Annotated in this window: 11 protein-coding genes; all 11 read left to right on the forward strand. The window is 70.7% G+C overall.

Features of this window, described 5'->3' with window-relative positions:
* The first annotated feature begins 2 nt into the window (after positions 1-2).
* The 11 genes from KHF85_RS10240 (at position 3) to KHF85_RS10290 (ending at position 11,669) form a co-directional block, all read left to right on the forward strand.
* On the forward strand, positions 3-962 hold the full coding sequence (locus KHF85_RS10240) for a glycoside hydrolase family protein (protein WP_284566610.1): 960 nt from the start codon (positions 3-5) through the stop codon (positions 960-962).
* Complete coding sequence (locus tag KHF85_RS10245; RefSeq protein WP_284566611.1) at positions 949-1,884, forward strand: GNAT family N-acetyltransferase; 936 nt, start codon at positions 949-951, stop codon at positions 1,882-1,884. The genes KHF85_RS10240 and KHF85_RS10245 overlap by 14 nt, the downstream gene beginning before the upstream one ends.
* Positions 1,881-2,996, forward strand: coding sequence for a DegT/DnrJ/EryC1/StrS family aminotransferase (locus KHF85_RS10250; protein WP_284566612.1), 1,116 nt, complete (start codon positions 1,881-1,883; stop codon positions 2,994-2,996). Before KHF85_RS10245 ends, KHF85_RS10250 begins: the two co-directional genes overlap by 4 nt.
* Positions 2,993-4,246, forward strand: a complete 1,254-nt coding sequence (locus KHF85_RS10255; RefSeq protein ID WP_284566613.1) for an O-antigen translocase — start codon at positions 2,993-2,995, stop codon at positions 4,244-4,246. Before KHF85_RS10250 ends, KHF85_RS10255 begins: the two co-directional genes overlap by 4 nt.
* Positions 4,246-5,187, forward strand: coding sequence for a glycosyltransferase family 2 protein (locus KHF85_RS10260; protein WP_284566614.1), 942 nt, complete (start codon positions 4,246-4,248; stop codon positions 5,185-5,187). The genes KHF85_RS10255 and KHF85_RS10260 overlap by 1 nt, the downstream gene beginning before the upstream one ends.
* Positions 5,184-6,371 (forward strand): hypothetical protein, encoded by a 1,188-nt coding sequence (locus KHF85_RS10265; RefSeq protein WP_284566615.1) that lies wholly within the window; start codon positions 5,184-5,186, stop codon positions 6,369-6,371. Before KHF85_RS10260 ends, KHF85_RS10265 begins: the two co-directional genes overlap by 4 nt.
* A complete protein-coding gene (locus tag KHF85_RS10270; RefSeq protein WP_284566616.1) occupies positions 6,368-7,222 on the forward strand; it encodes a Wzz/FepE/Etk N-terminal domain-containing protein in 855 nt (284 codons plus the stop codon). Before KHF85_RS10265 ends, KHF85_RS10270 begins: the two co-directional genes overlap by 4 nt.
* Positions 7,223-7,357: 135 nt before the next feature.
* Positions 7,358-8,206 carry a class I SAM-dependent methyltransferase gene (locus KHF85_RS10275; protein ID WP_284569521.1) on the forward strand — a complete coding sequence of 283 codons (849 nt, stop codon included), beginning with the start codon at positions 7,358-7,360 and terminating at the stop codon, positions 8,204-8,206.
* Between the two features lie 3 nt (positions 8,207-8,209).
* Positions 8,210-9,439: an amidohydrolase family protein gene (locus tag KHF85_RS10280; RefSeq protein WP_284566617.1), complete on the forward strand. Its 1,230-nt coding sequence runs from the start codon at positions 8,210-8,212 to the stop codon at positions 9,437-9,439.
* A complete protein-coding gene (locus tag KHF85_RS10285; protein WP_284566618.1) occupies positions 9,436-10,134 on the forward strand; it encodes a class I SAM-dependent methyltransferase in 699 nt (232 codons plus the stop codon). The genes KHF85_RS10280 and KHF85_RS10285 overlap by 4 nt, the downstream gene beginning before the upstream one ends.
* A 23-nt stretch (positions 10,135-10,157) precedes the next feature.
* On the forward strand, positions 10,158-11,669 hold the full coding sequence (locus tag KHF85_RS10290; protein ID WP_284566619.1) for a B12-binding domain-containing radical SAM protein: 1,512 nt from the start codon (positions 10,158-10,160) through the stop codon (positions 11,667-11,669).
* Positions 11,670-11,677: the final 8 nt, after the last annotated feature.

Below are 11,677 nucleotides of genomic sequence, written 5' to 3' on the forward strand. Positions count from 1 at the left end.
CCATGTTCGATTGGAGCAAACGCGGCCTGGTGTTCGCCACCGCACGCGACGGCGTCGGCGGCTGGATGCGGCATTCGGCGTTGACGCCGACCCCGCATCGCCTGGATGCCGAACTGATCCGGGTCTACGCCGGCTTCCGCGACGACGCCGGGGTCAGCCGCATCGGTTATGTCGATGTGCGTGGCGACGATCCGACCCGGGTGGTGCGGGTCAGCGCCGCGCCGGTGCTGGACATCGGCCGCGACGGCTGCTTCGACGACAACGGCATGATCCTCGGCGACGTGGTCGCCGCGGCGGATGGGCTGTACATGTTCTATGTCGGCTTCCAGCGCGTGGCCAAGGCCAAGTTCCTGGCCTTCACCGGACTGGCGGTGTCCGGCGACGGCGGCGAGACGTTCCAGCGCCGCCAGGACACGCCGCTGCTGGACCGCGCCCCCGGGCGCAGCACCATCGCCGCGGTGCATTCGGCGCGCTACGAGGACGGCCGCTGGCGGCTGTGGTACGCCGTGGGCGACGACTGGGAGCACATCGACGGCACGCCGTTCCCGCGCTACCACATCCGCTACGCCGAGACCGACGACCTGCAGGCGATCCCGCGCCAGGACACGCTGTGCCTGCAGCCGCAGGGCAGCGAATACCGGATCGGCCGCCCGCGCGTCTACCGCCACCAGGGCGGCTACCTGATGTACTTCACCCGCGGCAATGTCGGCGGCGCGTATTTCCCCGGCGTGGCGCGCAGCGCCGACGGCCGCCACTGGCAGCGTTGCGACGATGCCTTCGGTCTGGCGCTTTCGCCCGGCGGCTGGGACGCGCGCACGCTGTGCTATCCGGCACTGATCCGGCACCGCGACCGCGTGCTGATGTTCTACAACGGCAACGAGATGGGCCGCGACGGCTTCGGCGTGGCGGTGGCGCCGCTGGCGCAGGGCGCAGGCGAGGGGAGCGGCGATGTATTCGGTTAGGCCCTATCGCGCCGAGGATGCGCCAGCCTGGGACGCGTTGATCGCCGCATCCCGCAACGGCAACCTGCTGCACCGGCGCGGCTATATGGACTACCACGCCGAGCGCTTCGTCGATGCCTCGCTGCTGGTCGAACGCGGCGGTGCGCTGCTGGCGGTGTTCCCGGCCAACATCGAAGGCGCGCGCGTGGTCAGCCATGCCGGGCTGAGCTATGCCGGGCTGCTGTCCGCGCATGGCCTGCGCGCGGCGGCGACGCTGGACGTGTTCGAGCAGATCGCCGCGCATTACCGCGCCCGCGGCGTGCACGAACTGCTGTACAAGGCGGTGCCGCACCTGTTCCATGCGTCGCCGGCGGAAGAGGATCTCTATGCCCTGCATCGGCTCGGCGCGCGGCTGCAACGCCGCGACCTGTCCTCGGCCATCGCCTTGCGCGAACGTCCGCGCTTCGCCGCCGAACGGCGGCGCTCGATCGGCAAGGCGCGCAAGGCCGGCCTGCGCGTGCAGCGCAGCGACGACCCGGCCCCGTTCCATGCGCTGCTGAGCGAGGTGCTGCAGCGCCATGGCGCCACGCCCACCCACAGCCTGCAGGAACTGCGCCTGTTGTGCGGGCGCTTCCCGGAACAGCTGCTGCTGTACGAAGTGCGCGACGGCGACACGCTGCTGGCCGGCACGCTGCTGTACGACTTCGGCCGCGTGGTGCACACGCAGTACCTGGCCTGTTCCGAGCAGGGCCGGCGCGTGGACGCGCTGAGCCTGCTGCTGGCCGACCTGATCGAAGACCGCTACGCGCAGCGCGACTACTTCAGCCTCGGCATTTCCACCGAGCAGCAAGGCCAGGTGCTCAACGACGGACTGGTCACGCAGAAGGAGCGCTTCGGCGCGCGTGGCGTTGTCCACGATTTCTACGCCTGGGACCTGCGATGAGCGTGCCGTTCCTGGACCTGCGCGCGCTCAACGCGCGCTATGCCGACGCACTGAAGGCCGCGGCGGCACGGGTCATCGACTCGGGCTGGTATGTGCTGGGCGAGGAGCTCGACGCGTTCGAGCGCGAGTTCGCCGCCTATTGCGGCACCGAACATGCGATCGGCGTGGGCAACGGCATGGACGCGCTGAGCCTGATCCTGCGCGGCTACCGCGAACTGGGCCGGCTGCGCGACGGCGACGAGGTGATCGTGCCGGGCAACACCTTCATCGCCAGCTTCCTGGCGATCAGCGAGAACCGGCTGCTGCCGGTGCCGGTGGAGCCGGACCCGCTCAGCTTCAACCTGGATCCGGCCAGCGTGGAGCGCGCGATCGGCCCGCGCACGCGGGCGATCATGGCGGTGCACCTGTATGGCCAGCTGGCGGACATGGCCGCGCTGCGAACCCTGGCGCGGCAGCATCGCCTGCTGCTGATCGAGGACGCGGCGCAGGCGCACGGCGCGCGCCTGCACGGGCGCCACGCTGGCAGTTTCGGCGACGCCGCCGGTTTCAGTTTCTTCCCCGGCAAGAACCTGGGCGCGCTCGGCGACGGCGGCGCGGTGACCACCGACGATGCCGCGCTGGCCGCGCAGATCCGGATGCTGCGCAACTACGGGTCGGACATCAAGTACCGGCACCTGGTGCAGGGCGTGAACTCGCGCCTGGACGAAATGCAGGCGGCGCTGCTGCGGGTCAAGCTGAACCACCTGGATGCCGACATCGCCCTGCGCCGCGATGTGGCGCGGCGCTACCGCACCGGCATCGTGCATCCGCAGCTGCAGCTGCCGCAGGTGGCCGACGAGGCGGCCCACGCCTGGCATCTGTTCGTGCTGCGCTGCACCCGGCGCGACGCGCTGCACCGCCATCTGCTGGCCAGCGGCATCCATTGCCTGGTGCACTATCCGGTCGCGCCGCACCGGCAGCCGGCCTATGCCGCACTGAGCGGACGCAGCCTGCCGCTGTGCGAGCAACTGCACCGCGAGGTGCTGAGCCTGCCGATCGGGCCGACCCTGGAGGCGGCCGCGGTGCAGCGGGTGATCGACGCCTGCCTGGCGTTCGGGGCCACCACGGCATGAACGTGCTGCGCAGCGGCCTGTACAGCGGCGTGGCCACCGCGGCCAAGCTGCTGGCCGCGTTGCTGGTGCTCAAGCTGGTCGCGGTGTATGCCGGGCCGGCCGGCGTGGCCCGGCTCGGCCAGTTCACCAGCCTGATGTCGTTGCTGGCGGTGCTGGCCGGCGGCGGCATCGGCGCGGGCATCGTCAAGTACGTGGCCGAGTACCGCGACGATGCGCAGAAGCTGGCGCGGCTGCTCGGCTCGGCGTTGGGCTATGCGTGCTGCGCGGCCTGCACGATGGGCGTGGTCGCGCTGCTGTTCAGCCGCCAGATCGCGCAGCGCCTGCTCGGCGATCCGCACTACCAGAGCCTGATCTGCGTGCTGGCCGTGGCCCAGCTCGGCATCGCCCTGGTCAACTACATCCTGGCCGTGGTCAACGGTTTCATGGACGTGCGCCGGCTGGCCTTCATCCAGGTCGCCGGCTCGGTGCTGAGCGTGCTGGTGGTGCTGTGGCTGTCGCGCTGGCTGCAGCTGTACGGCGCGCTGCTGGCGCTGGTCGCCGGGCAGGTGCTGTGGCTGTGCGCCGGCCTGCCGGCGCTGCGGCGCAGCCCGTATTTCCGCCGCGACATGCTGCGCATCCGCTTCGATGCGGAAATGACCCGGCGCCTGGCCGCGTTCTCGGTGATGACCCTGACCTCGGCGTTGCTGCCGCTGCTGGTCAACATCGGCGTGCGCGACCATCTGGCCGCGACCTTCGGCTGGCAGCAGGTCGGCTACTGGCAGGCGGTGAGCAAGGTGTCCGAGGCCTATCTGCTGTTCTTCACCACCGCGATCAATGTCTATTACCTGCCCAAGCTGGCGGCGCTGCGCGATCGCGCCGGGCTGCTGCTGGAATTGCGCACCGCCTACCGCTACGTGCTGCCGGCGGTGATCGCCTTGGCCGCGGCGATCTACCTGTGCCGGGACTGGCTCACGCGGCTGCTGTTCGCCGCCGACTTCGCCGCCGCCGCACCGCTGTACGCGCCGCAGCTGGTCGGCGACGTGATCAAGATCGCCGCGTTCGTCCTTTCGTACCTGATGCTGGCCAAGGCGATGACGCGGCTGTTCGTGGTGTCCGAATGCGTATTCGCCGCCAGCTATCTGGGGCTGGTGTATCTGTTCACCGCGCGCATGGGCCTGATCGGGGCGGCATACGCCTTCGCGGTCAACTATGCGCTGTACCTGGCGTTCAACGTCGTGGTGGTGCGGCGCTATCTGGGAGGCTTGCGCTGATGGACGAGCTTGGACTGCATCACGATGCGCCGCTGGTGTCGGTGCTGGTGCCGGCGTACAACCACGAACGCTTCGTGCAGCGCTGCCTGGACAGCGCGCTGGAAGATCCGTATCCGAACAAGGAACTGGTGATCGTCGACGACGGCTCCAGCGACGCCACCGCCGCGCGCATCGCCGAGTGGATTGCGCTGCACGGGCAGCGCATCCCGGTGCGGTTCTGGCCGCGCGAGAATCGCGGCATCGCCGCCACGCTGAACCATCTGGTGGCGATGGCCAGCGGCGAGTTCCTGCGCCTGGGCGCCAGCGACGACTATCTGCTGCCGGGCGGCCTGGCCGCGCAGGTCGCCTATCTGCGCGCATCGCCGGGCAAGACCGCGGTGATCGGCGATGCGGTGGTGGTCGATGCGGACGGGCGCCTGCTGCACCAGAGCAGCATGCGCGACCTGCACGGCGTGGACAAACGCCTGTACCTGAGCGACGCCGGCATCCGCCGCGCGGTGATCCGGCACTGGGCGGTGAGCGGGGCGGTGGCGCTGGTGCGGCGCAGCGCGCTGCAGGCGCGCGTGGCCTGGGACGAGGAGCTGCACATCGAGGACTGGGATTTCTTCCTGCGCCTGGTCGCGCGCGACGCGCTGGGCTTCATCGACGTCGGCGTCTGCGCGTACCGGCTGCACGGCGCCAACGCCAGCCGCACCCGGCACCTGCCCAGCCGCCTGGCCAATCTGACCGAGTCGCGGCAGGTGGCGCTGCGCCGCGCGGCGCTGTTCGATGCGCCGTGCCGCACGCTGCTGCATGCGCAGGCGCACTACATCGCGGCCAAGATCGCGTTCCTGCGGCGGCAGCCGGCGGCGCTCGGCGGGCACCTGCTGGCGCATGCCTGGCTGTCGCTGCTGGCGCGCATGCGGCCGGCCGCAGCGGCGCCGCTGGCCGAGCGCGCATGAAACGCCTGCTGCGCATGCCGTCGAGCTATTTCGGCCTGCCGCTGCTGTTCAGTTGCGCGCTGACCCTGCTCACGTTCGATCTGCCGCCCGGCTATGCCTCCGGCATCGCCTTGCTGGCCGCGGCGGCCGCCACGACACTGTTGCTGGATGCATTGCACGGCATCCGCCTGCCGTCGCTGGCCGCGTTTCGTGCGCGCCGCTATGCGGGCACCCGCGAGGCCTTCGTCGCGCTGTGCCTGGCTGCGCTGGTCGGCGTGTTCTGCGTGCTGGACCTGGCGCTGTTCCCGATCCCGCTGTTCACCAATCCTTCCGCGTATGCCGACCTGACGCCACTGCATGCGCATGTGCGGCACCTGTCCAACATGTGCTGGATCCTGCCGCCGATCGCGCTGCTGTGCGTACGCGACAAGGCGTTGCGCAACGCGATGATCCTCGCCGGCTTCGTGTTCCCGGTGCTGGTGATCGACCGCAACCGCATCTTCGCCGGTTTGTTCAGCTTCGCGCTGCTCCTGCTGCTGCGTCGCGATCCGGCGCGGCCGCTGCCGTGGAAGGCCATCGTGGCGTTGCTGTGCGCCGGCGGCGCGGCGTTCTCGCTGCTGGGCACGCTGCGCTCGGGCTCGCTGGATTCGGTGACGCTGCCGTTCGGCGCGCTGTACCGCGCCGCGCCGCAGGGCATCAAGTGGCTGCTGCTGTACATCGGCGCTGGCCCGTACAACTTCGGCGCGATGCTGGCCAAGGACTACGTCAACGCCAGTTTCCTGGTCAACCAGCTGGTGCCGCTGAGCGGCTCGATCGCCACCGCCGGCACCGGCATTCCGCTGGATGCGCCGAACATCAATGTCGGCACCGAATTCTTCCCGTTCCTGCTGGCCGGCGGCGCCGGCGCCGCGCTGGCGGCGATGCTGGCGCTGTACGCGGCGCTGCTGTGGAGCGTGCGCCTGCTCGGCAGCACGGTGTCGCTGTTCAACCTGCTGGTGTTCCTGCGCATCGCCTACGCCTGCCTGATGTCGCCGTTCGCGCCGCAGGCCTTCACCTGGACCAACGCCGGCTTCATCGCGCTGTGCCTGGTCCTGCACGCCTGCAGCGGGCTGCTGCCGAACCGCCACGCGGCGCTGGCGGCCGCGCCCGGCAGGGCGGGGCAGGCGCCGTTGCCACCTTTTTCTCCGAGAAGTGCCTTGCCATGAAAGAAGACGAAATCTACCTGATCGACCTGTGGCGGATCCTGCGCCGCGAGTGGACCTGGTGCGTGCTGCCGCTGCTCGCCGCGCTGGCGCTGGCGTTGGCCTTCCTGCATGTCGCCACGCGCCAGTGGCAGGCCACCGCGTGGGTCCAGGTCGGCGAATTCGGCCCGACCCCGGCCGGGCGCGATCCCAAGCTGGAGCCGTTCCAGCGGGTGATCGAGCGGATCAAGACCCGGCTGTTCCAGGACCAGGTGCTGCGCAGCCTGGGCCTGCCGTTGGACGGGCGTGAGGCCGCGCTGTACCGCAGCAGCCTGAAACTGGACCCGGATCCCTACGCCAACCTGATCGCGTTGAGCCTGCGTGCCGAGTCCGCGCAGCGGGCGCGCGCCCTGGCCGCGGCGACGACGGCGCAGCTGCAGGCGCTGCATCGGCGCATCCAGGCCGTCCCGATGCAGCAGGCCAGCGAACGCCTGCAGGACATCGGCAGCGAACTCGCCGCGACCCAGGACGAGCGCGCGCGTTTGCTGCAGCGGCAGACCGAGGGCAAGGGCAGCGTCGAGCAACAATTGCTCGGCAACATGCTGTTGTCGGAGAAGAACGCGACCATCCGCAGCCTGAAGTCCGAGCGCGACGACTTGCTCGCCCGGCTCGGCGCACGCTATACCTACGACACCTCCGCGCCATGGGCGGCCTATGTGCCCGAGCGCCCCGCGTTTCCCAATCCGCTGCTGGTGCTGGCGGTGGCGCTGATGCTGGGCGGCGCTCTGGGCGTATTCGCCGCGATCGCCCGCAACGCGCTGCGGCGCCGGCAGGCCGCAAGCACGCTGCCTGTGCCGGCCGCTGGCGGCGCATAAGCGCGACACCGCACGACAGCGCGCACGCCGATTCAACCAAACCGGCCGCTGCCCGCACTCACGGGCGTACCGTGCGATCCGCGCTTGCGGCCGGCACGGCAGTTCCCGACGACGGCAGGCGAGTGGAGAGTGGATGTGATTGCGAATGGCAAGCCCGGCGCCGCTGCGCGCGCGGCGACGATCGATCCGGCGCGATTGCTGGAAACCCAGCGCGCCTTCGATAGCGTCGCCGCCGATTACGACGGCCCGCGCGGCAACAACGAGCTGATCCAGCGCATGCGCACCACCCTGTGGGATACGGTGGCGGCGCAGTTGCCGGTCGGCGCGCGGCTGATCGACCTGGGCTGCGGCACTGGCCTGGACGCCCACGAATTCGCCCAGCGCGGCTACCACGTGCTGGCCACCGACTGGTCGCCGCAGATGGTGGCGCGGACCCGGCAGCGGGCGCAGGACCCGGCGTTGCAGGGGCGGCTCAGCGCCGCGCACGTCGGCATCCAGCAACTGGACCGCCTCGACGGCGAGTTCGACGGCATGTATTCCAACTTCGGCCCGCTGAACTGCGCGCCGGATCTGCCCGCGGTCGCGGCCGAATGCGCGCGCCTGTTGCGCCGCGACGGGCGCCTGGTGTTCTCGGTGATCGGGCGCCTGTGTCCGTGGGAAGTGGGCCATTACGCGCTGCGCGGACGCTTCCGCCGCGCCGCGGTGCGTGGCGCGCGCGGGGTCACCGCGGTGGGCATGAACGGGCATACGATCTGGACCTGGTACTACCTGCCGCGCGAGTTCTACCGCGCCTTCTCCGCGCATTTCGAACTGGACTCCTATCGCGCGCTCAGCCTGTGCCTGCCGCCGCCGTACCTGGTCGAGCATTACCGCCGCCACCCGCGCTGGGGCGAACGCCTGGGCCGGCTGGACGATCGCATCGGCGGTTGGCCGCTGCTGCGCGACATGGGCGATCACTTCCTGATCGTGATGCGCAAGCGCTGAACGATGCGCACCCATCCCGCTAGCGCCGAGATCTGCCTGCACGGCGCGCGCCTGGCCACGCCGGCCGGCGCGGTGCGCGCGCCATTGGCGTTGCGCGGCGCACGCATCGTCGCCGCGCCGGCCACTGCGGCGTACCGGGTCGCGCTGCACGGGCACCTGGTGTTTCCGGGGCTGATCAATGCGCATGAGCACCTGCAGGTCAATGCGGTGCCGCCGTTGCCGCAGACCGCGCCGTTCGCCAACAGCTATGCCTGGATCGAGGCGTTCGCCGCGCATTTCCGCGATCCTGCGGTCGCCGCCGCGCTGCAAGTCCCCAAAGCGCTGCGCATGCGCCACGGCGCGCTGAAGAACCTGCTCGCCGGCGTCACCTGCGTCGCCCAGCACGATCCGTGGCATGCCGAACTGGACGCGGCAGACTTCCCGGTCGCGCTGCTGCGCGAGTTCGGCTGGAGCTACGCCTTGCACGGCCCGGACTACGGCCCGCCGCTGGCGCAGAGCTTCGCCGCGACCGCCGCCGACCGCCCGTGGATGATCCACCTGGCCGAGGGCACCGATGCGGTCGCCGCCGGCGAACTGGCCGAGTTGGAGCGGCGCGGTTGCCTGGCGGCCAACAGCGTGCTGATCCACGGCGTCGGCCTGAGCGCGGCCGACATCGCGCGCGTGCTCGCCTGCGGCGCCGCCGTGGTGTGGTGCCCGTCGAGCAATCTGACGCTGCTGGGACGCACGCTGGACCCGCAGCGGCTGTACGCCGGCGGGCGCCTGGCGCTGGGCAGCGATTCGCGCCTGAGCGGCGCGCGCGACCTGCTTGAGGAACTGCAGGTGGCCGCCGCCAACGGCGTGGATGCCGGGCAGGCGCTGGCACTGGCGACCACCGCCGCGGCACGCATCCTGCGTCTGCCAGAACGCGGCAGTCTCGCGGTCGGCACTGCCGCGGATCTGCTGATCGTCGGCGACCGCGGCGGCGATCCGGCGCATAGCCTGGTCGGGCTGGCGCGCAGTGAACTGCGTGCGGTGGTGCGCGATGGGCGCCCGCGCATCGCCGATCCGGATTTCGCCGACTGGTTCGAGGCAAGCGGCGTGGCGGCGGTGCCGGTAACGCTGGACGGCGTGCCGAAGCTGCTGGCCGCCGAGCTGGCCGACCCGGCGTTGATTGCGCTGGAACCCGGGCTGGAGCTGCAAGCGGATGCGCGTCTTACAACGGAGTCGTCCATCCTGCAGGCGCGGCGCGCATGAGCGCCGTGCCGATCCTGGACCCGTTCGAGGCCTATGCGCTGTGGGCGGCGAGCTATCCGGCGCATGCGCACAATCCGGTGATGCAGGCCGAGCAGCGCGCCATGCTGGCGCTGTTGCCGCCGGCGCTGCACGGCCAGCGCGTGCTCGATGCCGGCTGCGGCAGCGGCCGCTATCTGCTGCATGCGCTGGAACGCCATGCCGCGCATGCCACCGGCGTGGATCTGTCGCCGCAGATGCTTGGCCGCGCCGCGCGCGAGCTCGATGCGGCCGGCGCCGGCAATCGCTACACGCTGTGCGAAGGCAGCCTGGACGCACTGCCGGTGGCCGCTGCCGCGGCCGACCTGAGCATCTGCGCGCTGGCGGTCGGGCATCTGCCGCAGTTGCAGCCGGCGCTGGCCGAACTGCACCGCGCCACCCGTCCGGGCGGCAGCGTACTGTGCAGCGACGTGCACCCGATCGGTCACGCGCTGGGCTGGAAGCGCGATTTCAAGGCGGACGGCCAGCGCTACGCGGTGCGCCATACCCAACACCTCTACAGTCACTGGCATGCGGCCTGTGCCGCGCTCGGGCTGGCGATCGAGGCGGTGCGCGAACCGATGCTCGACCCCGCCGACATTCCCGCCGGCGCGCACTTCGATCCTGCCGCGCTGCAGGTGCCGGTGGCGCTGGTATTCCGGCTGCGGCGCCTGCCATGAGCCTTGCCTTGCGATCTCCCTGCATGCCTTCCACAGCCAACACGCTGTTGGTCAATCCGACCATCACCTCGCGCGGCAACGCGCGCTTCCCGCTGGCGCTGCTGAACCTGGCCGCGGCGCTGGACCGCAGCGGCGACAGCCGCATCATCGACGGCAACGTCGATCGCGGCTTCATCGACAGCGCGCTGCAGGCGTTGCAGTACCAACGCTACGACGCGGTGGGCATCAGCGTCATGGGCGGGCCGCAGATCGCGCCGTCGATCGCGCTGTCCACCGCGATCCGCGAACGCTTCCCGGCCATGCCGATCGTCTGGGGCGGCTATTTCCCGACCCTGTACACCGACACCGCGCTGAGCGCGCCGTACGTGGACTACGCGATCCGCGCGCAGGGCGAGGACACCCTGCCGGAACTGGTCGCCGCGTTGCGCGGCGAAGGCCCCGGCCTGGCGCAGATCGACGGGCTGTCGTGGAAACAGGACGGCGCGATCGTGCACAACCGCAATCGCGGCTTCAGCCGCGGCGAGGCGGCGCCGGCGCTGCCGTACGCCAAGCTCGGCGACCCGCGCCAGTACCTGGGCCGCAGCTTCCTCGGCCGCCGCACCGCCTCGCACCAGGCCGCGCTCGGCTGCCGTTTCCGCTGCACCTTCTGCGGGGTGGCGGCGATGTTCGGCGGCGCCACGGCGCTGCCCACCGCGGCGCGGCTGGAGCGCGAGCTGCGCTATCTGAAAGAGGAACTGGGCGCCGATTCGATCCAGTTCTTCGACCACAACTTCTTCGACCGCGAGGCGGAGATGATCCCGTTGCTGGAGGTCATGGCCAAGCTGGAGATGCCGTGGTGGTGCTATGCGCGCGCCGACGCGCTGCTCAACCTGTCCGAGAGCACCTGGGCGCTGGTGCGCAAGAGCCGCTTGCGCATGGCCTACATCGGCGCCGAATCGCCGAGCGGGGCGATGCTCAAGGACATCCGCAAGGGCACCCGCCCGGACCAGACCCTGCAGGTGGCCGAGCTGTGCCGGCGCAACGGGGTGATCCCGGAGCTGTCGTTCATGGTCGCGCCGCCGCAGAACACCGTGCACGAGACCGAGCAGACCTTCGAATTCATCCGCGAGCTCAAGCAGATCAATCCGCAATCGGAAATCATCGTCTACGTGTACACGCCGTTGCCGGACGCCAGCCGCCACGAGAAGGACCGCGGCAAGCGCGCAACGATGCCGCTGCGCGACCTGCACGGCGCGCCGGTGCTGTTCCCGCGCACCCCGGAAGAGTGGACCCAGCCGCAATGGGTGGACTACGCCTGCCATGCCGACGCGCCCTGGCTCGACGACGCGCTGCGCCGGCGCATCCGCGACTTCGTCACCGTGCTGGGCTGCCGCTATCCCACCGCGCAGGACCTGCGCTCGCCGCGCTGGGCCAAGCGCGGCTTGAGCGCGATGGCGGCGTGGCGCTACCGCTACCGGCGCTACGACCGGCCGTGGGAACTGAACCTGGCCAATTGGCTGGTGCGCCTGCGCCGGCCGCAGGTTTCCGGCATCTAGGCATGTCG

Source organism: Xanthomonas graminis pv. graminis (assembly GCF_030168915.1).
Classification (GTDB): domain Bacteria; phylum Pseudomonadota; class Gammaproteobacteria; order Xanthomonadales; family Xanthomonadaceae; genus Xanthomonas_A; species Xanthomonas_A translucens.

What these genes read in the sequence shown, in the direction of transcription:
- KHF85_RS10240 (WP_284566610.1), top strand. Translation starts at nt 3, where the DNA reads ATGTTCGATTGGAGCAAACGCGGCCTGGTGTTCGCCACCGCACGCGAC.
- KHF85_RS10245 (WP_284566611.1), top strand. Translation starts at nt 949, where the DNA reads ATGTATTCGGTTAGGCCCTATCGCGCCGAGGATGCGCCAGCCTGGGAC.
- KHF85_RS10250 (WP_284566612.1), top strand. Translation starts at nt 1,881, where the DNA reads ATGAGCGTGCCGTTCCTGGACCTGCGCGCGCTCAACGCGCGCTATGCC.
- KHF85_RS10255 (WP_284566613.1), top strand. Translation starts at nt 2,993, where the DNA reads ATGAACGTGCTGCGCAGCGGCCTGTACAGCGGCGTGGCCACCGCGGCC.
- KHF85_RS10260 (WP_284566614.1), top strand. Translation starts at nt 4,246, where the DNA reads ATGGACGAGCTTGGACTGCATCACGATGCGCCGCTGGTGTCGGTGCTG.
- KHF85_RS10265 (WP_284566615.1), top strand. Translation starts at nt 5,184, where the DNA reads ATGAAACGCCTGCTGCGCATGCCGTCGAGCTATTTCGGCCTGCCGCTG.
- KHF85_RS10270 (WP_284566616.1), top strand. Translation starts at nt 6,368, where the DNA reads ATGAAAGAAGACGAAATCTACCTGATCGACCTGTGGCGGATCCTGCGC.
- KHF85_RS10280 (WP_284566617.1), top strand. Translation starts at nt 8,210, where the DNA reads ATGCGCACCCATCCCGCTAGCGCCGAGATCTGCCTGCACGGCGCGCGC.
- KHF85_RS10285 (WP_284566618.1), top strand. Translation starts at nt 9,436, where the DNA reads ATGAGCGCCGTGCCGATCCTGGACCCGTTCGAGGCCTATGCGCTGTGG.
- KHF85_RS10290 (WP_284566619.1), top strand. Translation starts at nt 10,158, where the DNA reads ATGCCTTCCACAGCCAACACGCTGTTGGTCAATCCGACCATCACCTCG.